Source organism: Allosphingosinicella sp. (assembly GCF_036402135.1).
In the GTDB taxonomy this organism is placed as follows: Bacteria; Pseudomonadota; Alphaproteobacteria; order Sphingomonadales; family Sphingomonadaceae; genus Allosphingosinicella.
Genome location: NZ_DASWTN010000040.1, coordinates 1 through 23,085, shown reverse-complemented (window position 1 = coordinate 23,085; position 23,085 = coordinate 1). Strand labels below are relative to the sequence as shown.

General features: G+C 64.6%; 33 protein-coding genes and 1 tRNA gene. 12 read left to right on the top strand and 22 right to left on the bottom strand.

Going from position 1 to position 23,085, the window contains the following annotated elements:
• Positions 1-91: 91 nt before the first annotated feature.
• A complete protein-coding gene (locus VGD10_RS11500; RefSeq protein WP_331040961.1) occupies positions 92-787 on the top strand; it encodes a TIGR02117 family protein in 696 nt (231 codons plus the stop codon).
• Positions 788-791: 4 nt separating this feature from the next.
• On the opposite strand, the gene VGD10_RS11495 is transcribed toward VGD10_RS11500, so the two are convergent.
• Positions 792-868, bottom strand: a tRNA-Arg gene (locus VGD10_RS11495).
• A 57-nt stretch (positions 869-925) separates the two neighbouring features.
• On the opposite strand from VGD10_RS11495, the gene VGD10_RS11490 reads away from it, so the two are divergent.
• The 3 genes from VGD10_RS11490 (at position 926) to VGD10_RS11480 (ending at position 2,799) form a co-directional block, all read left to right on the top strand.
• Positions 926-1,660, top strand: a complete 735-nt coding sequence (locus tag VGD10_RS11490) for a queuosine precursor transporter (RefSeq protein WP_331040960.1) — start codon at positions 926-928, stop codon at positions 1,658-1,660.
• Positions 1,657-1,971, top strand: coding sequence for a hypothetical protein (locus VGD10_RS11485; protein ID WP_331040959.1), 315 nt, complete (start codon positions 1,657-1,659; stop codon positions 1,969-1,971). The genes VGD10_RS11490 and VGD10_RS11485 overlap by 4 nt, the downstream gene beginning before the upstream one ends.
• A 405-nt stretch (positions 1,972-2,376) precedes the next feature.
• Positions 2,377-2,799 (top strand): hypothetical protein, encoded by a 423-nt coding sequence (locus VGD10_RS11480; protein ID WP_331040958.1) that lies wholly within the window; start codon positions 2,377-2,379, stop codon positions 2,797-2,799.
• 58 nt (positions 2,800-2,857) lie between these two features.
• Here VGD10_RS11480 and VGD10_RS11475 read toward each other — a convergent pair whose 3' ends face one another.
• The 3 genes from VGD10_RS11475 to purS are packed head-to-tail and all read right to left on the bottom strand — an operon-like array spanning position 2,858 to position 4,455.
• Positions 2,858-3,553, bottom strand: coding sequence for a Crp/Fnr family transcriptional regulator (locus VGD10_RS11475; protein ID WP_331040957.1), 696 nt, complete (start codon positions 3,551-3,553; stop codon positions 2,858-2,860).
• A gap of 1 nt (position 3,554) precedes the next feature.
• Complete coding sequence (gene purQ, locus VGD10_RS11470) at positions 3,555-4,220, bottom strand: phosphoribosylformylglycinamidine synthase subunit PurQ (RefSeq protein ID WP_331040956.1); 666 nt, start codon at positions 4,218-4,220, stop codon at positions 3,555-3,557.
• Between the two features lies 1 nt (position 4,221).
• Positions 4,222-4,455, bottom strand: a complete 234-nt coding sequence (gene purS / locus VGD10_RS11465; protein WP_331040955.1) for a phosphoribosylformylglycinamidine synthase subunit PurS — start codon at positions 4,453-4,455, stop codon at positions 4,222-4,224.
• Between the two features lie 127 nt (positions 4,456-4,582).
• Between purS and erpA the strand changes: the two genes are divergently transcribed.
• The 3 genes from erpA to VGD10_RS11450 all read left to right on the top strand — a co-directional run bounded on the left by erpA (position 4,583) and on the right by VGD10_RS11450 (position 6,203).
• Positions 4,583-4,918, top strand: a complete 336-nt coding sequence (erpA, locus tag VGD10_RS11460) for an iron-sulfur cluster insertion protein ErpA (RefSeq protein ID WP_331040990.1) — start codon at positions 4,583-4,585, stop codon at positions 4,916-4,918.
• Between the two features lie 23 nt (positions 4,919-4,941).
• A complete protein-coding gene (xth, locus tag VGD10_RS11455; protein ID WP_331040954.1) occupies positions 4,942-5,715 on the top strand; it encodes an exodeoxyribonuclease III in 774 nt (257 codons plus the stop codon).
• Between the two features lie 182 nt (positions 5,716-5,897).
• The gene (locus tag VGD10_RS11450) at positions 5,898-6,203 is read left to right on the top strand and encodes a hypothetical protein (protein WP_331040953.1); all 306 of its coding nucleotides are present in this window, start codon (positions 5,898-5,900) and stop codon (positions 6,201-6,203) included.
• Between the two features lie 110 nt (positions 6,204-6,313).
• Here VGD10_RS11450 and VGD10_RS11445 read toward each other — a convergent pair whose 3' ends face one another.
• From VGD10_RS11445 to VGD10_RS11410, 8 genes are all read right to left on the bottom strand, one after another.
• Positions 6,314-6,721, bottom strand: a complete 408-nt coding sequence (locus tag VGD10_RS11445; RefSeq protein WP_331040952.1) for a hypothetical protein — start codon at positions 6,719-6,721, stop codon at positions 6,314-6,316.
• A gap of 94 nt (positions 6,722-6,815) precedes the next feature.
• On the bottom strand, positions 6,816-7,307 hold the full coding sequence (locus tag VGD10_RS11440; RefSeq protein WP_331040989.1) for a demethoxyubiquinone hydroxylase family protein: 492 nt from the start codon (positions 7,305-7,307) through the stop codon (positions 6,816-6,818).
• Between the two features lie 50 nt (positions 7,308-7,357).
• Positions 7,358-7,831: a disulfide bond formation protein B gene (locus tag VGD10_RS11435; RefSeq protein ID WP_331040951.1), complete on the bottom strand. Its 474-nt coding sequence runs from the start codon at positions 7,829-7,831 to the stop codon at positions 7,358-7,360.
• Positions 7,832-7,847: 16 nt separating this feature from the next.
• Positions 7,848-9,182, bottom strand: coding sequence for a S41 family peptidase (locus VGD10_RS11430; protein ID WP_331040950.1), 1,335 nt, complete (start codon positions 9,180-9,182; stop codon positions 7,848-7,850).
• Between the two features lie 80 nt (positions 9,183-9,262).
• Positions 9,263-10,387, bottom strand: a complete 1,125-nt coding sequence (locus tag VGD10_RS11425; protein WP_331040949.1) for a murein hydrolase activator EnvC family protein — start codon at positions 10,385-10,387, stop codon at positions 9,263-9,265.
• A 3-nt stretch (positions 10,388-10,390) separates the two neighbouring features.
• A complete protein-coding gene (locus VGD10_RS11420; RefSeq protein ID WP_331040948.1) occupies positions 10,391-10,813 on the bottom strand; it encodes a 23S rRNA (pseudouridine(1915)-N(3))-methyltransferase RlmH in 423 nt (140 codons plus the stop codon).
• A gap of 3 nt (positions 10,814-10,816) precedes the next feature.
• Positions 10,817-11,212: a ribosome silencing factor gene (gene rsfS / locus VGD10_RS11415; RefSeq protein WP_331040947.1), complete on the bottom strand. Its 396-nt coding sequence runs from the start codon at positions 11,210-11,212 to the stop codon at positions 10,817-10,819.
• Between the two features lie 9 nt (positions 11,213-11,221).
• Positions 11,222-11,863, bottom strand: coding sequence for a nicotinate-nucleotide adenylyltransferase (locus VGD10_RS11410; protein WP_331040946.1), 642 nt, complete (start codon positions 11,861-11,863; stop codon positions 11,222-11,224).
• 64 nt (positions 11,864-11,927) lie between these two features.
• On the opposite strand from VGD10_RS11410, the gene VGD10_RS11405 reads away from it, so the two are divergent.
• A complete protein-coding gene (locus VGD10_RS11405) occupies positions 11,928-13,148 on the top strand; it encodes a DUF3667 domain-containing protein (protein ID WP_331040945.1) in 1,221 nt (406 codons plus the stop codon).
• A 23-nt stretch (positions 13,149-13,171) separates the two neighbouring features.
• Here VGD10_RS11405 and VGD10_RS11400 read toward each other — a convergent pair whose 3' ends face one another.
• Together VGD10_RS11400 and ftsH are read right to left on the bottom strand one after the other, a co-directional pair.
• The gene (locus VGD10_RS11400; protein WP_331040944.1) at positions 13,172-13,540 is read right to left on the bottom strand and encodes a hypothetical protein; all 369 of its coding nucleotides are present in this window, start codon (positions 13,538-13,540) and stop codon (positions 13,172-13,174) included.
• Positions 13,541-13,643: 103 nt separating this feature from the next.
• The gene (gene ftsH, locus VGD10_RS11395; protein WP_331040943.1) at positions 13,644-15,593 is read right to left on the bottom strand and encodes an ATP-dependent zinc metalloprotease FtsH; all 1,950 of its coding nucleotides are present in this window, start codon (positions 15,591-15,593) and stop codon (positions 13,644-13,646) included.
• Positions 15,594-15,715: 122 nt separating this feature from the next.
• Here ftsH and VGD10_RS11390 point away from each other — a divergent pair, with 122 nt between their 5' ends.
• On the top strand, positions 15,716-15,937 hold the full coding sequence (locus VGD10_RS11390) for a hypothetical protein (RefSeq protein WP_331040942.1): 222 nt from the start codon (positions 15,716-15,718) through the stop codon (positions 15,935-15,937).
• On the opposite strand, the gene VGD10_RS11385 is transcribed toward VGD10_RS11390, so the two are convergent.
• Positions 15,934-16,326: an MAPEG family protein gene (locus tag VGD10_RS11385; protein ID WP_331040941.1), complete on the bottom strand. Its 393-nt coding sequence runs from the start codon at positions 16,324-16,326 to the stop codon at positions 15,934-15,936. The two genes, VGD10_RS11390 and VGD10_RS11385, sit on opposite strands and share 4 nt — an antisense overlap.
• 76 nt (positions 16,327-16,402) lie before the next feature.
• Between VGD10_RS11385 and VGD10_RS11380 the strand changes: the two genes are divergently transcribed.
• The 3 genes from VGD10_RS11380 to VGD10_RS11370 are packed head-to-tail and all read left to right on the top strand — an operon-like array spanning position 16,403 to position 18,327.
• A complete protein-coding gene (locus tag VGD10_RS11380) occupies positions 16,403-17,185 on the top strand; it encodes a ZIP family metal transporter (RefSeq protein WP_331040940.1) in 783 nt (260 codons plus the stop codon).
• Positions 17,186-17,205: 20 nt separating this feature from the next.
• Positions 17,206-17,877 (top strand): HAD family hydrolase, encoded by a 672-nt coding sequence (locus tag VGD10_RS11375; RefSeq protein ID WP_331040939.1) that lies wholly within the window; start codon positions 17,206-17,208, stop codon positions 17,875-17,877.
• Positions 17,878-17,934: 57 nt separating this feature from the next.
• Positions 17,935-18,327, top strand: coding sequence for a hypothetical protein (locus VGD10_RS11370; RefSeq protein ID WP_331040938.1), 393 nt, complete (start codon positions 17,935-17,937; stop codon positions 18,325-18,327).
• Here the strand turns inward: VGD10_RS11370 and VGD10_RS11365 are convergent.
• From VGD10_RS11365 to VGD10_RS11335, 7 genes are all read right to left on the bottom strand, one after another.
• Positions 18,294-18,500, bottom strand: coding sequence for a KTSC domain-containing protein (locus tag VGD10_RS11365; RefSeq protein ID WP_331040937.1), 207 nt, complete (start codon positions 18,498-18,500; stop codon positions 18,294-18,296). The genes VGD10_RS11370 and VGD10_RS11365 overlap by 34 nt on opposite strands.
• 45 nt (positions 18,501-18,545) lie before the next feature.
• Positions 18,546-18,812: a hypothetical protein gene (locus VGD10_RS11360; protein WP_331040936.1), complete on the bottom strand. Its 267-nt coding sequence runs from the start codon at positions 18,810-18,812 to the stop codon at positions 18,546-18,548.
• A 53-nt stretch (positions 18,813-18,865) separates the two neighbouring features.
• Positions 18,866-19,123 (bottom strand): hypothetical protein, encoded by a 258-nt coding sequence (locus tag VGD10_RS11355; protein ID WP_331040935.1) that lies wholly within the window; start codon positions 19,121-19,123, stop codon positions 18,866-18,868.
• A gap of 98 nt (positions 19,124-19,221) precedes the next feature.
• Positions 19,222-19,410 carry a hypothetical protein gene (locus VGD10_RS11350; protein WP_331040934.1) on the bottom strand — a complete coding sequence of 63 codons (189 nt, stop codon included), beginning with the start codon at positions 19,408-19,410 and terminating at the stop codon, positions 19,222-19,224.
• Positions 19,407-20,963: a L,D-transpeptidase family protein gene (locus VGD10_RS11345; protein ID WP_331040933.1), complete on the bottom strand. Its 1,557-nt coding sequence runs from the start codon at positions 20,961-20,963 to the stop codon at positions 19,407-19,409. Before VGD10_RS11345 ends, VGD10_RS11350 begins: the two co-directional genes overlap by 4 nt.
• Positions 20,964-21,055: 92 nt before the next feature.
• Entirely contained in the window at positions 21,056-22,072 is a 1,017-nt protein-coding gene (locus tag VGD10_RS11340; protein ID WP_331040932.1) for a hypothetical protein, read from the bottom strand.
• Between the two features lie 121 nt (positions 22,073-22,193).
• A partial coding sequence (locus tag VGD10_RS11335) for a PRC-barrel domain-containing protein (RefSeq protein WP_331040931.1) occupies positions 22,194-23,085 on the bottom strand: 892 nt, incomplete at its 5' end.

The window sequence follows — 23,085 nt, the reverse complement described above, 5'->3', positions numbered from 1 at the left end:
GTCCTTTTGGATAAGGATCTGAGTAGCGGCTAGGCTCCAAGCGAGCAGACTGTGTGATCTCCTCGTTCGCGCAGAGTAGGGTCACTATTGAATGACTTCAGTCAACAAAAAGCGGCTGCGGACCGCGAGAGCGCTGAAGGCGCTCGGGCTGCTGATCGGCCTGCCGCTCTTCTATCTGGCCGCGGGCGTCGCCGGATCGCTGATCCCAGCCAATTCCGACTGGCGGGAGCCGGAGGAAGGCGTCACCATCCTGGTGCGGACCAACGGCGTCCATACCTGGCTGATGCTGCCGAAAGTGGCCGAGGGCGTCGATTGGCGGCCATTGGCCGATCCGCGCCACATCAGGGACCCGCGCTACGGCCGCGGCAGCCATGTCGCCTTCGGCTTCGGCAACCGCGACTTCTATCTCAACACGCCGACCTGGGCCGACCTCAGCCTCTCCACCGCGCTTGCGGCAGCCTTCGGACGCGGCCCCGCGCTGATGCATGTCGAGCATGAGCATCAGCCAAGGCCAAACGAATATCAGACGACGCTGACGCTGCGGCCGGAGGAATATCGGCGCCTCGCAGCCCATATCCGGGGCAGCTTCGTCCTCGATGCGTCTGGAAAGCCCGTGCCGCTGCTAGGCCGCGGCTACGGCCCCGCCGACATCTTCTACGAGGCCCAGGGCAGCTACAATGCCGGCCGCACCTGCAATGAATGGACCGGCGAAGCCCTCCGCGCCGCAGGCGTCCGCACCGGCATCTGGACGCCCTTCTCGCCCAGCATCATGTGGCGGCTCGACTGAGGTTTGGCGCGCCCGGCAGGATTCGAACCTGCGGCCCCAAGCTTAGAAGGCTCGTGCTCTATCCAACTGAGCTACGGGCGCGCGCCGCTTCCCTCTAGCCTGCTTTGACGGGAAGCGGAACCTCGCTACTGTCGGCCAATGAGCGGGGGCGAGATCAAGGCGGTCGAGGGGGCGGCGCTGCATGGCGCGCGCTTCCGCTATTTCGATTATGTGATGGCGGCGTTCGTCACCATCCTGCTGCTTTCGAACGTGCTTGGGGCGGGGAAGGTCGCGACGGTGAACCTGCCGCTGATCGGCGAATGGCCGTTCGGCGCCGGCATCCTCTTCTTTCCCGTGTCCTATGTGATCGGCGACATCCTGACCGAGGTTTACGGCTATGCCCGCGCGCGGCGGTGCATCTGGGCGGGCTTTGCGGCCCTTTTGTTCATGGCCTTCATGTCCTGGGTGGTGGTCGCGCTGCCGCCCGCCGCGACATGGCAGGGGCAGGAAGCCTATGAAGCGGTGTTCGGGCAGGTGCCGCGGATTGTGCTCGCGTCGATCGTCGCCTTCTGGGCCGGCGAGTTCGCCAACAGCTACGTCCTTGCCAAGATGAAGCTCTGGACGGAGGGGCGGCATCTCTGGACCCGCACCATCGGCTCCACCTTCGTCGGCCAAGGCATCGACAGCCTCATCTTCTACCCGCTCGCTTTCTACGGCGTCTGGGACAATGAGACCTTGCTCGTCGTGCTCCTCACCCAGTTCGCGCTGAAGGTCGGCTGGGAGGCGCTGCTGACGCCCGTCACCTATGCGGTGGTCGGCTGGCTGAAGCGCCGCGAGGGCATCGACGTCTATGACAGGGAAACGGACTTCACGCCGTTCAAGGCGGCCTTATGAGCCCGCTGCAAAGCGCCAAGGTCGTGGTCATGGAGGCGACGCAGCTCGGCAAGGATGCGCTTCACATCTATGTCGGCCTCGGCGTGATGCTCCTCGTGGTGATCGCGTTTCGGAAGTCGCTGCGGGACTGGCAGCCGATCGCGGCCGTTCTCCTCGTCGCGCTGGCGGGCGAGATCTGGGACGTGGTCGACACCTTCGCGCATGGCGGCCGGCCGAAATGGAATGCGAACTGGAAGGACGTCTGGAACACGATGTTCTGGCCGACGATCCTTTTCCTCCTCGCCCGCTTCACCCGAATCCTGAAGCGCTAGCAGCCAAACGGCCCTGTTCGGAACGGAGCCGTTTGGAACGCGTTCAATAAAGCAAAAGGAGAACGCGCTATGCTTGACTATAAGTCAATTCGTGGCGGGGATGATCGCAGGGAGATGATCGACCTCAGAAGATGGGTTCTTAACTACTTCGCTCGTGATCCGCACATAGATTAAGTTTGGTGCAGTCGTGCCTGCCGGCGCAGAGGGAATGACTGCACGGATATTCGGAACTTTCTTTCCGCAATTTCTGGAAAGACATGAGAAGGGCCAGCGGACCTCCCCGGGTTCGCTGGCCTTCATCTTTTAACATCCGGCTGAAAAAGCTTAAGAAGTTTTGACATCCGTCAAAGCGCGGCTCAAGGAAGCGGCGCATCTCCGGCCCAACATCTGGGAAGGAGTTACACAATGTCCGTTCATCAACCCGCCGCCCTCTTCGAACAGGCGATCCGGCATGCCGAGATGCCCGCGCGGCGCAATCGCGGCGAGCGGACGTTCGAGCTGCACCCGGCCGTGCACTTCATGGTCGTCGGCACCTATGTGACTTTCGCGGCAATCCTCTGCACGGCCTTCATGGGCAAGGACCTGATCGTTCCTGCAGCCATCGTCTTCATCGGCATTGCGTCCCTCTTCGTGACGCCGGGTCTCTGGGCCCGGGTGAAGCCGGACGACGGCCTCCGCAAGCAGAGCTGGAGCGAGTTCATGTCCGAGGGTGTCGAGTGCATCACCGGCCGCCTAACGGGCGTTCAGGCGCTCGCGCAGATCCTGGTCCTGCCGACGCTGATGGTTGGCCTCGCCCTCGTCTTTGCCATCATTAAGGCAACACTCTGATCCGGATCCGGGAGGGGGGCCTGGATACGCGCGGGAGTTCCCTAGCTCCCGCGCGTTTTCAATGCGCGGCGCTTTGGAGTTTATCCTGATCGAGGATGGTTAGGCCGCGGGCGCCGTTCCGTTCAATGATGCCGTCCCGCTCCAGCTCGGTCAGGCGGCGGCTGATGCTTTCAATGGTGGTCCCAAGGAGGCTCGCCATCTCCTCACGGCTCAGCGGCAGTTCGAACGCGTCCGCCATTCCGCACGGCGTCGGCGCCGCGGCGCGGGCGAGCGCCAGGAGCAGGCCGGCGAGCCGCGCCTTGATGTCGCGGCGGCCGATCAGATCGGCGAGCGCGCGGGAGGCGTCCAGTTCCGCCAGCGTCCGCTCCAGGATCGAACGGGTGAGCTTCGGATGGTTCTCCATCAGGCGTTCAAAGCCTTCGCGCGGAAACGCGCAGAGGCGCGTATCAGTCAGCGCGGTGACATCGTGCTTAGCCGTCGCGGCGAACAGCTGACCGAGGAAGCCGGCCGGATGGACAAGCGCGACGATACGCTCTGTGCCTTCCGCGTCTACGGCTGAGATCTTGGCGGCGCCGGAAATGAGCGTGGCGCAGGCAATGCTGTCGTCGCCCGCAGCGAAGATCGTCTCGCCGCGGCTGTAGTTCACATGCTGGCCGATACTGGAGAGTTCGGCGAGTTCGCGCTCATCCAGGGCTGCGCAGACCGCCTGGTCGCGCACCGGGCAGTCGGCGCAGACCCGCGGCGACTGCGGCATATCAGCCGATCGCTTCCAGCATGCCTTCAAAAAGGCGGCGGCCGTCGGTGCGGCCGTGCGCCGGATCGATCATCCGCTCCGGATGCGGCATCATGCCGAGCACATTGCCGCTTTCGTTGATGATGCCGGCAATGTCCCGCGCCGAGCCGTTCACCTCGCCAGAATAGCGGAACGCGACGCGGCCTTCTCCCTCGAGCCGGTCGAGCGTTTCCTCGTCCGCGGTGTAATTGCCGTCATGATGGGCAACCGGGATCACGATCTCCTCGCCGGCCTGATAGCGGCTGGTGAAGCTGGACTGGCTGTTCTCGACCTTCAGATCGACCTCGCGGCAGATGTAGCTGAGGCCGGAATTCCGCATCAGCGCGCCGGGCAGCATCCGCGCCTCAGTCAGTATCTGGAAGCCGTTGCAGACGCCGAGCACCGAAACGCCGCGGTCGGCGGCCTCCTTCACCGCACGCATAACCGGCGATTGCGCCGCCATTGCGCCCGAACGGAGGTAGTCGCCGTAGGAGAAGCCGCCCGGAATGGCGATGAGGTCGAGGTCCTCCGGAAGCTCCGTCTCGCGGTGCCAGACCATCACCGATTTCACGCCGCTTACCTGCTCCAGCGCGACGGCCATGTCGCGGTCGCAATTGGATCCCGGGAAGACGATGACGGCGCTCTTCATGTCAGGCGGCCTTTTCGATCCGGTAATTCTCGATGACGGTATTGGCGAGGAGTTGCTTGCACATAGCGTCGATGTCGCCTTCGGAGACGCCATCGGCAAGATCGAGTTCGATCAGCTTGCCGGCGCGGACATCGTTGACGCCGGAGAAGCCAAGTCCTTCCAGCGCATGGTGAATTGCCTTTCCCTGGGGGTCCAGCACTCCGTTTTTGAGCGTGACGTATACGCGGGTCTTCATGATGCCTCGCTTGCCGCTGTTCGGGGTTGCCGCCTCTATGGCGACTAGGCCGCTCCGGCACAAGGCCGTCTGCTGCCAGGAATGCGCTAAGCTTGTGGCAACGGAGTCCCGGCCCTATCTCATGAGCATGACCGAAGCCGCCGACATTGCCCTGACGCCCTCCGCGGCCGCGCGCGTCGCCGCGATCGCGCAGAAGCAGGGCAAGCCCGCCATCCTCCGCCTGTCGGTGGACGGCGGCGGCTGCGCCGGCTTCCAGTACCGCTTCGGCCTCGCGGACGCGGTGGAAACGGACGATACGGTGGCGGTGCAGGACGGTGTCACTCTCGTCGTTGATGAGGTAAGCCTCGACCTCGTCCGAGGCAGTGCCGTCGATTTCGTCGAAAGCCTCGGCGGCGCATCCTTCCAAGTGACGAACCCCAATGCCGCTTCCGGCTGCGGCTGCGGCACCAGCTTTTCGATCTAGGCCCGAGCCGCTAAGGCGGCTTCATGAAGATCGTCACCTACAATGTGAATGGCATCAGGGCGCGGCTGCCGCGCTTCCTCGAGTATATCGAGGAGCAGAAGCCGGATGTGCTCTGCCTGCAGGAGCTGAAATGCGCCGATGAAAGCTTCCCCGCCGCGGAAGTCGCGGCGACGGGGTACAAGGCGATCTTCCATGGGCAGAAGGGCTTTAACGGCGTCGCCATCCTCACCCGCGACGGCGAGCCGGTGCTGCGCCGCATGGGCCTTCCCGGCGATCCGGACGACACGCACAGCCGCTATATCGAGGCGGAAGTCGGCGATCTCGTCATCGCCTCGCTCTATTTGCCGAACGGCAATCCGGTCGGCACGGAAAAGTTTGCGTACAAGCTCGCGTGGATGGAGCGGCTTCGGGAGCATGCGTTGGCGCTCCTCGCCGAGGAGCGGCCAGTGGTGCTTGCGGGCGACTGGAACGTCGTTCCGACTGACGAGGACGTGTTCAGCCCCAAGGCCATGGCGCACGATGCCCTGCTTCAGCCGGAGACGCGGGCCGCCTATCGCACGATCCTCCACCAAGGCTGGACCGACGCGATCCGCGCCCGGCACCCGGAAGGCGCGATCTACACCTTCTGGGATTATACCGCCGGCTGCTGGCAGCGGGATGCAGGCTTTCGCATCGATCACCTTCTGCTGTCGCCGTCAGCCGCCGACCGCTTCCTCGATGCCGGCGTCGACAAGGAATATCGCGGGCGGGAAAAGGCGTCGGACCACGCCCCCACCTGGGTGACGCTGGAAGGCTGACGCAGCGGCCGATTCGCATCGCGCGTCACTGTCATTCTACTGACTTAATCGGATAAATCACCTTCTAAGTCTTTGAACCTGAAAGGTTCATCTGCCGTTCACCTGCTACATGCGTAACATTTGCTCGTTGGAACGACGCAAGCTCCCCGGCTAAAGAGAGGGAGCAAAGTCCTCCGGCAAGGATGCTGATCATCATTCGAAGGGGATCAGTTATGCAGATTTTTACAAGCGCAGTTCGCTTTTCCATCGCCGCCGTCGCCGCGACCACGATGACCTTTGGCGGTGTTCTGTCCATGGCTTACGCTAACGCCAACCAAACGCACTCGGCGGTCGCCGCTCCTAGAGCGAAAGGCAAGGCAGCCAAGGCCTCGGAAGAAAAGCGCTATTGCGTGAACGCTGAAGCGATCACCGGCTCCAGAATGCCGAAGAAGGTGTGCGGCACGGCCGCCGAGCTGGAAGCCAAGGGCATCGACGTTCAGGCCGACTAACCAAGCTTGGCCCGCGGAGTGCATCCCTGCTGCGGGCCCACCGGGGCGGCGACGATAATACATCCCATCGTCGCCGCCCCGGCTATTTCGAACAATGTAATTGCGTGGAATTATTGGGGCCGGGGCTGCGCGTTCCTGCGGGCGGCGCGTGCCTGGCGCATCATTTCCGCCCAGCAGCCGGTGAAGCCGCCCGGGCCGACGGTCGAGCAACTCTCGATGCCGGTTTCGCCCATCGTCTCAAGGCTCTCTGCCCGAACGGCCCAGCTCTCGCCATCGCGCCGCCGCTCGCCCTCGCGCAGCGTTTCGGGAATGCGGTAGCGCTCGTTGTCGGGGCGCCGTGCACAGACCACAATTTCGTCGCCGCTGCCGCGGGGACAAGGGTCGTTGCCGTAGACGATCACCTGACGGATGCGCTCCCTGCCGGTGGTGGTGGCGGTCTCGGCCGTCTGCGCTGCGGAGACGGCGGCAAAGCCGCTCGCCGCCATGGCTGCGGCAAGTACGGGAAATACGATCTTCATCTCAACTTCTCCGATCTTTCGATCTTTTGAGGGAAAAGCGGGCGAATGGCGAGGATGGTTCCGCCTCTAGGCGCTCGTTCGCTTCCGTCCCGGCTCATATCCGCTTCGACAAAGCTATCGCGGCGCGGCAGCCGGCGCGGATAAGTGAAGAGAGGATCGGGTAGCCGAACGCATTTTCGGCGCCATGCGAGATGGCGAGATCGCGGTGCTCCAGCTCTTCCGCTTGAAATTCCGTGATCGTGCCGGAAAGGTCCGTATCGTCGTCCTTCAGCTGGCGCAGCTGCTCGGCATAATGTTTGTCGATCTCGGTCTCAACCGCGGCCGTGCACGCCATGGCGGCGTCAGGGCCGATCAGCGCGGTGACCGCGCCCAGGGCGTGGCCGGCCACATTCCAGACTGGCTGAAGTAAGGTCGGGCGGACGCCGCGGTCAGCCATCAACTGATCGAAATGGCTGAGGTGCCGCTGCTCCTGAAAATTCATGCGCGCGATGATGCGGGCGGCAGGATGGCGATCGCCGAACACGGCCAGCTGGCCGGCATAGATGCGGGTGGCGCCATATTCGCCCGCCTGGTCGACACGGATCATCGAGGGGATATCGGCGCGGCTGTCGCCGGGCTTCCATCCGGGTACGGCGCTCACGCGGTCGCCTTCGGTTTCTTGAGGCTCAGCCATGCTATTACCAAGCCCAACCCGATGGAGAGGATCGCGTTCCATCCGGCCATGGAGATGCCGAGGAATTCGAACGGGATCTGGTCGCAGCGGACGAGCGGCGCGGCGAGGATGTCCTGGATCGAGCTTCCCGCCGCGGAGGTGCAGCGGGTGAGACCTTCGAAAATGCCGCGTTCGACGCCCGCATGATACGTGCCGATCGCGCCGCTGGCGATGATCGACAGAGCGGCCAGCCAGACGAAGCTGCGCCCCCTGTCGGCGGCACTACGAAGCGCGAAGGAGAGCAAGGCAAAGCCGATCGCCGCGAAATGCGGCCAGCGCTGCCAGTAGCACATCTCGCAGGGGTGAAGGCCGCCCAGATATTGCGAGCCGTAGGCGCCTGCGAGGAGCGCCGTCGGCACCAGAAGCGCTAGCCAGCGCGCCTGCTGAAGCGACGTCATTCCCCCCGTCGCTCCGTCAGCGGCCCTTGGTGGCCGCGCCCTTGGCTGCGGTCTGTGTCCGGCCGAGGCGGGCGATCGTCTGAAGCGCATAATGGAGCTGGAAGTCCTCGATGCCTTTTTTCCGGACTTCATCGGCGGTCATTGCGAAGCGCGGATCGGGCTTGCCGTCCTCCTGGATCACGTCGTCATCCACCTTCGCTTCATTGACGAGGTGGCGGCGAAGATCGGCTTCGCGAAGGCGGGGGCGCGACCTGTAATCCGGATCGGACAGCTGCGGCACCGCAATGTCGGGCGTGATACCCCCCTCCTGTACCGATCGGCCAGAAGGCGTGAAATAACGGGCGGTGGTGAGGCGAAGCGCAGTGTCGCCGAGCGGAAGCAGGGTCTGGACCGAGCCCTTGCCGAAGCTGCGTTCGCCCATGATGACGGCGCGATGATGCTCCTGGAGAGCGCCGGCGACGATCTCGGCAGCCGACGCGCTTCCGGCGTCGACAAGGACGACGACCGGGAGGCCTTTCGCCGCATCGCCGGGGCGAGCATAGAAGCGCTCGATATCGCCCTTGCGGCGCCCGCGCTGCGAGACGATTTCGCCGCGTTCGAGGAAGGCGTCGGAGAGGTCCACGGCTTCATCGAGAAGGCCGCCCGAATTGGAGCGGAGGTCGAGAATGTAGCCGAGCGGCTTGCCGCCGAGCGACTTTTCCACCGCATTCATAGCGGCCAGAGCCTCTTCGGTGGTCGTCCGGCTGAGGAAGCTCGTCACGTTGATGACGCCGACCCGATCCCGCACTTCCCACTTAACGGCGGGCGTGTCGATGATCGCGCGGGTAAGCGTCACGTCGAACGGCCTGTCACGGCCGGGGCGGACAATAGTGACCTTCACCTGGGTGCCGGGCTTTCCCCGCATCTGATCGACGGATTCGTCGAGATCGAGACCGTAGAGAAGCTTGCCGTCGACATGGGTAATATAGTCGCCGGACTTCACGCCGGCGCGTGCCGCGGGCGTATCTTCGGTCGCGGCGATGACCTTTACCGCGCCGTCCTCAATCGTGACGTTGAGGCCGAGGCCCCCATATTCGCCCTCATTGCTAGACATGAGGCGGCCGACCTCGCGTTCGTCCATATAGGAGCTGTGCGGATCGAGGCTTGCCAGCATCCCGTCGATGGCGCCGCGGAGCAGGGTCTTGTCGTCGACCTGCTCCACATATTCGGAGCGGACCCGCTCGAACACGCTCATGAATTCGTCCAGCTCCTTGTAGGTGCTGACGTCGACCTGGGCGAGCGCGGCGGTGGCCGCGGGGATGAGGGCGACGGCGCTGACGAGACCGATCGAGCGAACGAGATTATTGGCCATGAGGGATCCTGCGTGAGTCCGTGTTGAAGGCGCTTCTACGCCCATTTTAGGCCTACGAAAAGCAACCGGGGCTGAACGCTTCAGGTGAGCAGTGAAGTGAGCGGCTGCGGGCGGCCCTGAAGGCGAAGTTCGACCGTGACTTGGCGACCTGCACGGCCCAACGGATCGCCGGCGCCCACACGATCCCCTTGCCGCACGCGAAGGGCCGAAAGGTTGGTGATCGTGCTGGTCCAGCCGCCGCCATGGTCGATGATGACGACTTCGCCATAGCTGCGGAAGCGGCCGGCATAGGCGATGCGGCCGGCGCGGGGGGCGATGACGGGCGCGCCGGCTACGGTTTCGAAAGTGGTGCCGCGGGCGTGGACGCCGGCATCGGACAATTCGCCCATGCCGATGGCGATCCGGCCTTGGACCGGCAGGCGGTAAGGCGGCGCGCGTTCGGCAGCGGCAGGCTGCGCGCCCGGTGGGAGCTGGGGGCCGGGAAGAGCAGCCAAGTCCTTCGCGAGGCGAGCCTGTAAGGCGCGGTCGCGCAGGCGTTCGGTAAGTGCCCGGGCCTCCTCGCTATAAGCAACGACGCGGTCTTCCTCGGAAAAGGCGGACGAGGCGAGTTGCTCGGACCGCCGGCGCTGGCTTTCCTCCAGCCGGGCGAGAGCGATGCGTCGGCTGCGCAACTCTTCCCGGCTTGCCGCGAGCGACTTCAGCGCCGCGTCGGCCTCAGCCTTCAGCCGGTCGCCCGCGGCGGCCTCGGCGCGGAGGGCGGCCGTGCGGGCGCGGAGTTTGGGCTCCATGGAGGCGATCAGGGCGCGGACGCGGACAAGTTCGTCGATCGAGCCGGGACGGGCGAGCGCGAGCGCGGGCGGGCGGGCCGCCATCGTCTGGAGCGCGGCGGTGAGGCGGATGAGCGGCTGCTGTTTCTCGGCGATCCGCGCGCGCTGCTGCGTACGGAGGCGCTCGATCGCGGCAAGTTGGGCCTCGGCGGCGGTAATGTCCGCCTCGGTCTTCTGGATGTCGGCGACGAGCGCCTCCGCCTCGGCCCGGGCGCGGGCGGCTTCGCTGTTCGCTTGGCTCGCCTGGCGGCGAAGGTCGGCCGAGCGCTTTGCGGCGGCGGCCGCTTCCCTTCTCGCCTGCTCGACCGACTGGGCGGCGGCATAGCTGCCGGTCAGCAAAGCTGCGGCGCAGGCGGCGAGGAGAAGGCGGCGCTTCATCGTCTAACCTTCGCGGTGATAGGGGTGATTGGCAAGGATGCTGGTCGCCCGCCACAATTGTTCGGCGAGCATGGCGCGGGCGAGGAGATGCGGCCAGGTCGCCTTGCCAAATGCGATCAGCAGGTCGGCCTTTGCCCTTTCCTCCTCGCCGAAGCCGTCGGCGCCGCCGATCATGAAGCGGGCTTCCCGCTTGCCCCGATCACGCCAATGTTCCAGCTTCTGCGCAAAGGCGAGCGAGCCGAGCTGCTCGCCTTTCTCGTCCAAGATGATGGTGACGCTGTTGTCGGCAGGGGGAGGAACCCTGCCGCCGCTTTCCGGCAATTCGGTGATTTTGAAGGGCCAGGAAAGGCGCTTCAGATAGCGGTCGACAAGCTCCGCCTCCGGGCCGCGCCCGATCTTCCCCCGCGCGACGATGTGGAGCAGCAAGGCCTATTGCGTGGCGGTAGCCGGCGGGGCGCTTTCCTCGAACGCCCACATGCGCTCGAGATTGTAGAAGCTCCTGACTTCCGGCCGGAACAGGTGGACGATCACGTCCTCGGCATCGATCAGCACCCAATCGGCGATCGGCAGACCCTCAATGCGGACGTTGCGGCCGAGCTCCTTCTTGATCCGCTCGGTCAGCTTCTGCGCCATGGAGGCGACCTGCCGCGTCGATCGGCCGCTGGCGATCACCATATGATCGGCGATGCTGGATTTGCCCGTGAGCGGAATGGAGACGACCTCCTGAGCCTGGTCGTCGTCAAGGGAGCGAAGCACGAGATCGTGCAGGGCTGCGATCTCGGCGGCATCTCCGCCTGGATGCGGAGCAGGTGATGGTGCGGGCAAATTGCCTCCTTATGTCAATGGCCGCCGCGTAACGCCGTCGCGGAGCGCCTTTGGGTTGAACGATTTAGCGGTTTTTTTGTGCCAATCGGGGTCGGCAGCGCGGATGCCTGTGGCGGAGGTCGGGTCGGGCGGCAATTTGAGCAGCACGAGCGCCGGCAGTCTCCACTTCGTCCAGTGCCGAGCCTGGTCTGCGGGCCGGACGAAGCGGCGCAGCCAGCCCATCGCGCGAGCCGCGGGGGCGTCCGCATCATATCCCGGCCGCGAAACGACCGCAATCGGAACGAGCCGCGCAATCTGGCGCCAATCGCGCCAGAGGTGGAACTGTTGCAGATTGTCCGCACCCATCAGCCAGACGAATTGCCGGTCGGGGAAGCGGCGGCGAAGCGCGCGGAGCGTGTCGACCGTATAACGGGTGCCGAGCTCCTGCTCGATGGCGGTGACGCGGACGGGCAGGCCGCGTGCCGCCTTTCGGGCCGAGGCGAAGCGGAGTAGCAGCGGGGCCATGCCCTTGGCGTCCTTCAGGGGATTGCCCGGCGAGACCAGCCACCAGACCTCCTGAAGCCCGAGTGCGCGGGCGGCATGGATGCTGATCTGCCGGTGCCCCCGATGGCCGGGATTGAAGCTGCCCCCGAGGAGGCCGGTCATGGTCATGAGGGTGCGATAGCATGTCAGGCGAGGAGTGCGAACGCTCTCGACGGGTGAGGACGCTTGCGGCATGTTCGGGGAGGCGCAGGGGGATGCGATGGTCGGAATGGAAGGGGTCGGCGAAGCGGTGACGGGCGGCCTTGCCGCACGTGCGGTCGAGCCGCAGGCGGGCGAAGGCGCCGGGCATGGCGAGGCCTGCCTCAATTGCGGAACGGCGCTGAGGGGCGATTTCTGCCACCGCTGCGGCCAGCGCGGCCATGTCCACCGCACGCTCACCGCCTGGTGGCACGATCTTGCCCATGGCGTGCTCCATCTCGACGGCAAGATCTGGCGCACCTTGCCGCTTCTCGCTTGGCGCCCAGGCGAGCTTACCCGCCGCTATGTCGAGGGGGAGCGGGCGCGGTTCGTATCGCCGATGGCGCTGTTCCTGTTTTCGGTCTTCATGATGTTCGCGGTGTTCTCGACACTGGGCGGGCCGGTTCGCTTCAATGGAGCCGACTTCAAGGGCGAGACGACGCAGGAGGAGCGGGCTGAGGCGCAGCGGGATTTCGACGAAGAACGCGCGGAAAGCCAAGCTGAAATGCGAGAGCTTCGGGCGGAACGCGCGCGGTTGGCTGCTGCGGGAAAATCGACGCTTAACGTCGATATCAAGATCGAAACGCTTCAGGACGAGATCGCCCTCCGAGAGCGCCTGTTCAAGCAGGCCATGGCGCTGATCGGCGCCGAAGAGCAGCGTGAAGCGGAAGCGGCCGCAGCGAAGGGAGCCCAGCCGAAGGCGGGCCCCGTGAAGGTCGCTGCCGAGCAGGCGGACGAAGGCAAGTTCGTGCTCGTGTCGGGCGCCGATGGGGCCAACAATTGGTTCAACGACGCCTACAAAAGAGCCAAGGAGAACCCGTCGCTGCTCTTCTACAAGCTGCAGACCAACGCCTATAAATTCTCCTGGGCGCTGATACCCATCTCCGTGCCGTTCGTGTGGCTGATGTTCCTCCACCGGAGGCGCTACCGTCAGTTCAAGGCCTATGACCACACGGTGTTCGTGACCTATTCGGTCGCGTTCATGAGCCTTGGCGTGATCGCGCTTAGCCTGCTTCGGCCGCTGGGGATCAGCGACACGATCATCACCCTCGCCATCATCCTGATCCCGCCGGTGCACATGTACCGGCAGCTGAAGGGCACCTATCAGCTCTCCCGCTGGAGCGCGTTGTGGCGGACCTTCATGCTGCTGGTCTTTGCCGCAATTGCGGCGAGCCTGTTCGCGCTGATGCTGCTGATGCTGGGGGTGCTCGGCTGATCAGGCCGGGCAGGCGTATCCCTTCAGCAGGGATACTTCTTGCGCACCAGTGACGCGAAGCCGTCTTTCACGCTCATCCGGCGCTGCTGGGCGGGCGGAATGGACCGGAGGTGCGCGAGGAGCTCGTTGGAATTGATCGCAGCCTTGGCGGGCATGCAATAAGGCGGCTTCCGGCCGGCCTTGACCGCTGCCTGCTGCTCAGCCCGGAGAGCCTTGCCGCTATTTCCGGCTTCCTTCTTCAGGAGGCCCAGATCGCTCGAAAACATCGCCATCGCGCCTTTCGCCTTCAGCGCGTCGGCCTTCGCAAGAAATTGCGAGATCGGCATCGACTGCGCCTGAAGCGGCGTGAGCGGCAGAGCCGCGAGCATGGCGGCGGCAAACAATTTACGCATGGTCCCTCCCCGAATTGCGGAGCGGACATTTGCCAGTGGCCGATGAACGGCGGCTGACAAAAAGAAGGGGCGGTTTCCCGCCCCTTCCGGATGTCCGTTCTTTTTAAGCGCCTTGCGGTGCGGGGCCGCCGATGCCGCCGCGGGGCTTCCGCGTGCTGGGGATCGAGGTGCCGCCGACCGGAAGCAGCGGCTTCTTGCTGTTCGGGTCCTCGCGGCCGATATCCTCGCCGCGGATCGCCTTCTTGGCCTCTTCACCCGTCAGCGTTTCATATTCGAGAAGCGCCGCGGCAAGCTTGTGCAGCTCGTCAAGATTGTCGGTCAGCACCTTCCGGGCGGTCGCCTCCGCTTCCTCGATCAGGCGGCGGACCTCCTGGTCGATCAGCTTCGCCGTCTCGCCGGACACCGACTGGGTGCGGGCGACGCTGTGGCCGAGGAACACCTCGTCCTGATTGTCGCGGTAGCGGAGCCAGCCGAGCTTTTCCGACATGCCATATTCCATCACCATGGCGCGGGCCATGTCGGTCGCCTGCTGAATGTCGTTCGACGCGCCCGTGTTGAGTTCGTCCTGGCCGTAGATGAGCTGTTCGGCGATACGGCCGCCGAAGCAGAGCGCGAGCCGCGCCTTCATCTGCTTCATGTTCATCGAGTAACGGTCGCGCTCCGGCAGGTTCCAGGTGACGCCGAGCGCCCGTCCGCGCGGTATGATCGTGACCTTGTGCAGCGGATCGCAGCCCGGAACGTGCAGCGACACGAGCGCGTGGCCGGCCTCGTGATAGGCGGTCGATTTCTTCTCGTCCTCGGTCATGACCATCGATTTGCGCTCGGCGCCCATCATGACCTTGTCTTTGGCTTCCTCGAACTCCTTCATCGCGACGAGGCGCTTGCCCTTGCGCGCTGCAAGGAGCGCGGCTTCGTTGGCGAGGTTGGCAAGGTCGGCGCCGGAAAAGCCCGGCGTTCCGCGCGCGATGGTGCGGGGATCGACGTCGGGCGCCAGCGGCAGCTTCTTCATGTGCACCGCAAGGATCTTCTCGCGGCCCTCGATGTCCGGGCGCGGCACGACGACCTGACGGTCGAAGCGGCCGGGGCGGAGAAGGGCGGGGTCGAGCACGTCGGGACGGTTGGTTGCGGCGATGATGATGATGCCCTCGTTCGCCTCGAAGCCGTCCATCTCGACGAGCAGCTGGTTCAAAGTCTGCTCGCGCTCGTCATTGCCGTTGCCGAGGCCGGCGCCGCGATGGCGGCCGACCGCGTCGATCTCGTCGATGAAGACAATGCAGGGCGCGTTCTTCTTCGCCTGCTCGAACATGTCGCGCACCCGGCTGGCGCCGACGCCGACGAACATCTCGACGAAGTCGGAGCCCGAGATGGTGAAGAAGGGAACGTTCGCCTCACCCGCGATGGCGCGGGCAAGAAGGGTCTTGCCGGTGCCCGGCGAACCCACGAGCAGAGCGCCCTTCGGGATCTTGCCGCCGAGGCGCGCGAACTTGGTCGGGTCCTTTAGGAAGTCGACAATCTCCTGAAGCTCTTCCCGCGCCTCGTCGATGCCGGCGACATCATCAAACGTGACGCGGCCATGCTTTTCGGTCAGCATCTTGGCCTTGGATTTGCCGAAGCCCATGGCACCCGAGCCGGCATTCTTCTGCATCTGCCGCATCACGAAGAAAGCAATGCCGAGGATGAGGAGGAAGGGCAGGGACTGGTAGAGGAGGATCAGCCAGACGCTCGTCTGCTGCTCCGGCTCGCCGCCGAAGGAGACACCGCGCTCCTTCAGGCGGTTGGGAAGATCGGGATCAGGAATGGCATAGGTGCGGAACGTCTCGTCATTGGTCATCTTGCCGCTGATGACGTCCTTGCCGATGACGACTTCCTTGACCGAGCCTTCGTCCACGCGGTTCAGGAACTCCGAATAGGCGATGCCGTCGGTCGCGGGGGTGCGGCCGCCGTCCACCACCTGCACGAAAAGGACGAGCGCGAGCAGGATGCCCGCCCAGATGAAGAGGCTCTTCATCCAGGGATTGCCGCCGCCTTTGGGTTCCTTCTGATCGTCGTTCATCGATATTCCCGCTGAAGTTCGCTTCCTAAATAGGGAGCACGAGGCGGACGCACAATGCAGCCGACTCGGGGGACCTGTCCCATATTTTGCCTGAAGCTCGTTAAGGGAGTATTCCTGCCTCTATGCTGAACCTCATCTCGCTCCTGATCGGCGCCGTAGCGCTTCTGCTCGGCATCCTCGCCTTCTTTCCTTTGCTCGGCTGGGCCTATTGGATCATCATTCCGATCGCGCTCGTCGGCCTCGGCTTCGGCGTGGTGTCGCGGCAGAAAAGCGGCCGCAACCTCAACCTCGTCGTGATCGTGATCGGCATTGTCCGCCTGATGTTGGGCGGCGGGATCGTTTAGAAGAGCGCCGGCCAGAGGATCATCAGGATCCCTATCACGCTGACGAGGAAGATCAGGGTCCTGATCTTCGGAATGCCGGCGGCATAGATCGGCAGGTAGAGAATGCGCGCGCCGAGCCAGATGATGGCGCCGAGCGCGGTCCAGCGGGTCTCCAAGTCCGCGATGCTGACGATCAGGATCGCCGCAGCCGCAACCGGGAAAGTCTCGAAGAAATTGGCCTGCGCCCGCGCCAGCCGGCCGACGATCGGCTCCGGCGGCGGAAGCTCTTCGTCCCGCGCACCCATATTCCACTGGGTGCCATATTGCCGCGTCTTCACCCGCACGGCGGCGAAGACATGCACCAGCGCTAGGATGCAGCCCCAGGCGAGGACGGTGAGCTCGGTCGTCATGCGCTTTGTGTGACGGATCGGCCTCCGCCGCACAAGCCGCCTTGGCAGCGGGCGATCTTCCGCTAGTTTGGCGGCCGTGGACTGGAAGTTGATTGGCCTTGCGACGGGAGCGAGCGCCGCCGCGGGGCTTGCGACCGCTGGCGGGGCGCTGCCGGTTTTCGTCGTGCGGGATGTGTCGCAGAAATTGCAGAATGCGTTCCTCGGCTTTGCCGCCGGCGTAATGCTCGCCGCCTCCTTCTTCTCGCTGATCCTGCCGGGTCTCGAGGTGGCGCGGGAGCGGACGGGAAGCCTCCCGATTTCCGGCGGCATCGTCGCGGCGGCGATCCTGCTTGGCGCGGCGACCCTGCACATTGTCAACAAGGCGGCGCCGCACGAACATTTCATCACGGGGCCGACGGACCGCGCGGCGCGGTCGCGGCTGAGCCGCATCTGGCTGTTTGTGATTGCCATTTCGCTGCACAATTTCCCGGAGGGCCTGGCGGTCGGTGTAAGCTTCGGCGGCCCGGAGATCGGCAACGGCTGGACCACCGCCTTCGGCATCGGGCTTCAGAACGTGCCAGAAGGACTGGCGGTGGCAGTGGCCCTGGTGTCGGTCGGCTATGGCCGCGTCTTTGCCTTTCTGGTGGCACTAGGCACAGGTCTGATCGAACCGGTCGGCGGCTTTCTCGGTATCAGCGCGGTTTCGGTCGCCTCGAGCCTGCTGCCCTGGGGCCTCGGGTTTGCCGGCGGAGCGATGATTTGGGTGGTGAGCTCCGAAATCATCCCGGAGACACACGGGAAGGGGCATGAGGGCGTCGCGACTGGCGCGCTGATGAGCGGCCTCGCGCTGATGATGTTCCTCGATTGGACCTTCGGCTAGGCGGGCGCGTTGGCGCGGCCATGGCAAAAGCAATTCTCTTCGACATCGACGGCACCCTCATCGACAGCAACGACCTCCACACGGCGGCGTGGCAGGAGGCGTTCCGCCATTTCGGCGTCGATCTGCCGTTCAATGAAATCAGAAGCCAGATCGGCAAGGGCGGCGACAATCTGATCCCCGCCTTGCTTCCGCCGGAACTCGCCAAGGAGAAGCAGCAGGAGATCGAGGATTTTCGGTCTGAGCTGTTCCAGCATGAGTATCTGCCGCGCGTGGTGCCGTTTCCGGGCGTGCGGGCGCTGTTCGAGCGGCTGGCGGCCGACGGCGTGAAGATCGTGCTCGCATCCTCCGCCAAGCGGGCCGAGCTCGAACACCACAAGGGGCTGCTCGGCATCGAGGATCTGGTGACGGGCGGCACGTCGAAGGACGATGTCGAAAGCTCGAAACCCTGCCCGGATATCTTCGAGGCGGCGATGCGGAAGGTCGCGCCAATTACGGTCCGTGATGCGGTGGTGGTCGGAGACTCCCCATGGGACGTGAAGGCCGCGTGCAAGGCCGGGCTCCGCACAATCGGCGTCCTCTCCGGCGGCTTTTCGGAGGAGGAGCTTCGCGAGGCGGGCGCGGTGGAAATCCATGAGGGTCCCGAAGACCTGCTCCGCAATTACGAGAGCTCGCTGCTTTCGCCGGATAAGTGACCGGACCTCTCGTCGCTGCTAAAAGGCAGTGTAAGAAAGCACATTCGAGGAGAGACGATGAAGAAGCTGGCTTTGGCCCTTATCCTACTCGGCGGCTGCGACGGTGGCGGCAACGACGCGCCCCGGCAGGTGAAGAAGATCGAGGTGACGGGGGAGGGGAGCTATATTGGCAAGCTCCGGGCGCTGAAGCAGAGCGACCGCGATCTCGTGCTTCGCCGTGCGGTCATCGATTCCGGCCAGAGGTGCCGCCGCGTGGTCGGCTCGCAGGAGATCGGAACTTATGAGAACCTCACCGCCTTTGCCGTGAATTGCGAGCCCCAGCGCGCCTGGGCGGTGTTTGTCGCCCCCAACGGCGATACGCAGGTGCGGAGCTGCGAGCATGTGCAGCAGCTTGGGCTCCCCGCCTGCCCCACTGCTCAGTCGGCGGGCTCCAGCTCTTCGAAGGGATAATGGTCGCGAATATGGGCGTTGAAGTGGCGCCCCTTGCTGAACGCCTTTTCGAAGTCTGACGCCGCGTGCGGCGGCACTTCTGAATAGAGGTAGCGGCGACCGGTCACGAAATCGACGAGCAGCTCCTCCCGGTCGGGATCGTAGGAAAGGCGCCTGATGACGGTCGACGGCATGAGCGATAAACGCCCATGCCGCCTTATCCGTTCATTCGGAGGGGCTTAGTCGCACTTACGGACTTCGCGCACCTCGCCGTCGCGACCGGTGCGAGTGACGGTGCAATTGCCCTGCCGCACTTCTTCGGTCCAGCTCCCGTCCGCATTGACGACCCGGGGCACACGCGGGACACGCTTGCCGTTCTTGATTTCGTAGGGCCAGCTTGCTGGCGTGTTGCGGTCCTTTTCGGGAGCGACGGCCCAGGCGGCAGCCGCGGCAAGACCGCCGACGGCAACGGCGGCTACGGCGAAGGTCAGATACGATCTTTTCATAAGCCTACCTCCTTCACTCGAGGAGCAGGCCGGCCGGGATGAGCGCGCAGCGCTTAGCCGCAGGTGCGGACTTCGCGAACCTCGCCGTCACGACCGGTGCGGGTGACCGTGCAGTTGCCCTGCTTGATCTCCTCGGTCCAACTTCCGTCCGCATTGGTCACGCGATTGGCCTTGGGCACGCGCTGGCCGTTCTTGATCTCGTAGGACCAATTGGCCGGAGTCTTTGCGGACTTGCCATTTTGCGCCGTGGCCGGAGCCCCGATGCTGAGGGCCATGACCGCGGCGACTGTCACTGATACAAACTTCTTCACGACAGACACCTTTCTCGTGAAAGACATATAGGGGAAAACGCCCAGAAAACCAAGCCGGGTCCGTTCCGTTCGTCGTTTCTGTCTGACAGATGAACAACTTAGCTTTCGCCCGGTCTGACCTCGACCTTGATGTCGGTCGGCTCCGGCGGCACCCGGTCCAAATATTCCTCTCCGAATAGGAAGAACAGCACGACCAGCAGCAAGAGGCTGAGGAGGACGATCGTCAGCAACGTGCCGCGGCGCCGCTCCTTCTGCACCAGAGGCGGTATTTCGTCGTCGTCCCTCATGGTCCGGAAACGCTGATATGCGTGCGGAGTTTCTGGCGCGGCCTCTTCTCCATGCCGAGCGCGCCCGCCAGCCCCTCGTCCCATCCATAGGGATCGGCCCGGAAGACGACACGGCCATTCTCGACATAGGCCGTGTGGTAGAGGAGGCGGACGGGGATCTTCGTCTTGAGCTCGATCGGGCTTTCCTTGCCGCTCGCGAGCGCGCGCTGGAAATCGGCGCCCTTGCCGTCATGGCCCGCGAGAAGCTGCGCGAACTGGACCGCATTATGGACCCGGACGCAGCCATGGCTCGCATGCCGGTCGTTGGTCCCGAATAGCGTTTTGGCCGGCGTGTCGTGCAGATAAATTGCGTGCGGATTGTCCATGTCGAACTTGACGAGGCCGAGCGCCGTGTCCGGCCCCGGCTGCTGCACCCAGCGGCCTTCCTTGCGTACGAAGTTGTTGGCCGCGAAGTAAGCGGCACTCTTGCCGGCAAGCTCGTCCTTCTCGATCGATTCCGGCACGTTCCAGGGCGGGTTCGCCACTAGCCGCATGATGGGCGATCCGAGCTGCGGCGTCTCCCAGTCCTGCTGACCGACGACGACGCGGCGGGTATCGGCCAGGTTGCCGTCGCGGAAGTAATGGAGGAAAGCCGCGGCCGTGTTGACGTCGATGCGGGTGGCGGGCGGCGTCCGCTCAAGCCAGCGGCGGCGCTCAAGATTGATCGCCAGCGTCCGCGCCCGCTCGGCAGCGCCAGTGTTCAGCATCTGCAGCGTGTCCTTGCCGATCACGCCGTCCGCATTCTGACCGTAATCCTGCTGCAGCCGCTTCACTCCCGCCACCAGTTCAGGGGTGTAGCGGGTGGCGTCGGCTTGGACCTGCTTTTGCCGCGCGCCCTGCTGTTGCTGCTGCGGCGCTTCAAGATAGCCGTTGATACGGAGCGCCTCCGCAATCTGCGGCACGCGTGGATCCCGATCGCCGGGCTTCAACGCCTCGCCGGCCGGAACCTGCGGCGCCTTGCCCCGCGCCGCCTGCGAATAGCGGACGAAAGCGTCCGACAGCGCCCGATATTCCGCATCCTGCGGCGCAAGGCTCGCGAGCCATTTGCCCACATCGCCGCCGCCGATCGCCTGATTGAGGCCCTGAACCACGTTCACGCGCGGTCGGGGGACGCTGTACACCTCGAACAGCTTGCCCGGATCGACCTGCCCGTTGGCGAGCGCATCGGCATAGCTGACTGCGGCGAGGCTCAGCTTAGCCTCACGTGTCACCGGATCGGCGGCAGCATCGCCCTCGCGGAGGAACTTCACCGCTTCAAGGCCATGGCGCGGCGCCTCGCGAAGCGCTTCGGTCAGTTCCTTCGCCTGATCCTCGTTCCACGCCGCCTTCCAGCCGCGCGCTTCGTAGAAGGCCCTAACGCGCGGATCGGCGACTGCGGCGCGGAGTTCAGAGGCCGAGACCTCCTTCGGCTCCACATTTTCAGCGGCTTGGTCGCCAAGCTGGTCGGGGGAACGGTTGCAAGCGGTGGCGGCGATTAGCGCCGCCAGCGAAACAGCAATAAGATGGGTACGCATCAAACCTCGGCTAAATCATTGTTCAGCCGAAAGAACGTTCTGACCTGTATTAGGTTCTCAGCACTGTTCTGGCAGACGCCGCAGCGTGACTCCTAGAGGTCTTCATCCTCAATGATGTCGCGAAGCGCCTCTTCATACTCATAGACGATCGTCTCAGGATCCAGGTGCTGTTCGTCGCGCGGCTTGCCTTCCGCAGCGATGGCGTCGAGCAGCGCCTGCTCGAGCGCATCGAGCTTGCCATCGACCTCTTCCCGCTGCCGGAGCCAGGCAGCTTCATCGGCTGTAATCACCCGTGCCCGCGCTTCGGCCGCCTGGTGATTGGTGCCCGACCGTCGGGAAAAGACGCCTAGGAAGCCGCCTTCCGCCATGCTCTTGCCCATACGGCTCAGAAAGCCGCCGACGCTGCTCGACCGATCGTTCATGAAAGCTTCCAGCCGCCGCGCCTCGTCGATCTCCAGCGGCTTGAAGCTGCCATAGGCCATCAAGTGATTGCTCACGGCCTGCACGAACAAGGTCTTCCATTCGGCGGCATTGTCGGCCCCCAACGCGGCGTCCTTCAGCCGCCAGAGCATGTCCGCTTCGTCCCGGCTGACGATCAGTTGGCCGCTGCTGGCCGGGGCGAAGATGAGACGGCGAAGGAGCGCCACCTCCGCCTCGTCGACAATGCCGGGGCGCACGTGGCCGCGCCGGGTGGGGCCCTCGCCCGCCAGCACGATCTGCTCGATCTGTCGAAGCGCATAGGATTTCAGCGTCTCCGGCGCGTTCAGAGCGGTCTCGAAGACCCTGACCAGAAGTTCCAGTTCGGCGCCCGTGTCCACCCTGCCGTCCCGGTCGATGCGGGAGATGAGCCATGCCGACTTCGCTTCGTCCACATAGCCGGGCGGGTCCTGCCTCTGGACGACATACTGCGTCAGCGCTTCCACGAAGAAGTCGGTCCATTCGGGCGCGGCATGGCGGACGAGGTTGTTCAGTTCGAACAGCGCTTCGGCTTCATCTGCGGAAATACCGCCATCGTCCCACACCGAGCGGCGCACATCCAGCACCTCGGCAGCTGAGATAGGCGTTCCGCCGCGCACGGCAGAGGCGAGATCGGCAAAGGAATAGCTCACGGCAAAGCCCCAATTGTTTGCCGCAGCCGTAACGGTGGAGGGTTTAAAGCCGGTTAAGCCTGTTGCGCGTTCTCAGGCGAGAAGAGGCCCGGGCATTCGCCAAGGCCTCATCTCTTCTCGTTCAATATTTGACGCCGTACCAGCTATGGACGCGCTCCCCATAGTCGCGGTTGAACTCGGGCTCGCTATTGCGGTCGAAGCTCGGGGCGTCGCGGAGGTCGCGTTCGCGCATGGCGATGCCGTAGCCGCCGCGTTCCACATTGTAGGTGAGCGTCGCCCAGGGCAGCGGATAATAGCGCGTGCCGGCGCCGAACAGGCCGCCGCCATAGCTCATTACGGCATATTCGACCTTACCGGAATATTTATCGACCATGAAATTGTAGATCTTGCCGAGCCGCTCGCCGTCGCTGCCGTATACGACGGTGCCTTCGACTTTGTTGGAGCCGATGAGGCGGTTCGTCTCGTCGATCGGCAGGCCCGAGCGTGCATCGTCGGGGCCGTAATGGCGTTCCCGATCCCGCATCCGCTCGCGATCCTGGTGGTGCTCGCGGTGCCGTTCGCGATCATGGCCTTCGCCTATGCCGCCCCAGCCGCTGCTCATCCGCTCGCCCTGGTCGTGGCCCCGGTTCCGGTCATTGCTGTCGTGGCTCCACATGCGCTCGCTGTCATGATCGCGGTGCATGCCGCCGCCCATATGCTGGCTCCGGTCCCGGCCACCATGTTCGCGGCGGCCGCGGCCCCAGCTGAAATTCTCGCGTTCGCCTTGCCAATTGCCGCCGCGGTCATTGTCTTCGTCATAAGCGGAAGTGCGGCCGGATCCGGCCCAGCCGCCCATTTCTTCGCCGCGGTCGCGGTTCCGCTCACGGTCGCGATCCCGGCCGCCGCCGAAGCCGCTGAAGATGCTGTCGCGGTTGCGGCCTCGCTGCTCGCCCTTGGATCGGCCGCGTGTATCGTAACGGTCATAGTCCGACATGATCTGTCCTCCTGATTGGATTGCGGCAGGCGAGGCTCTG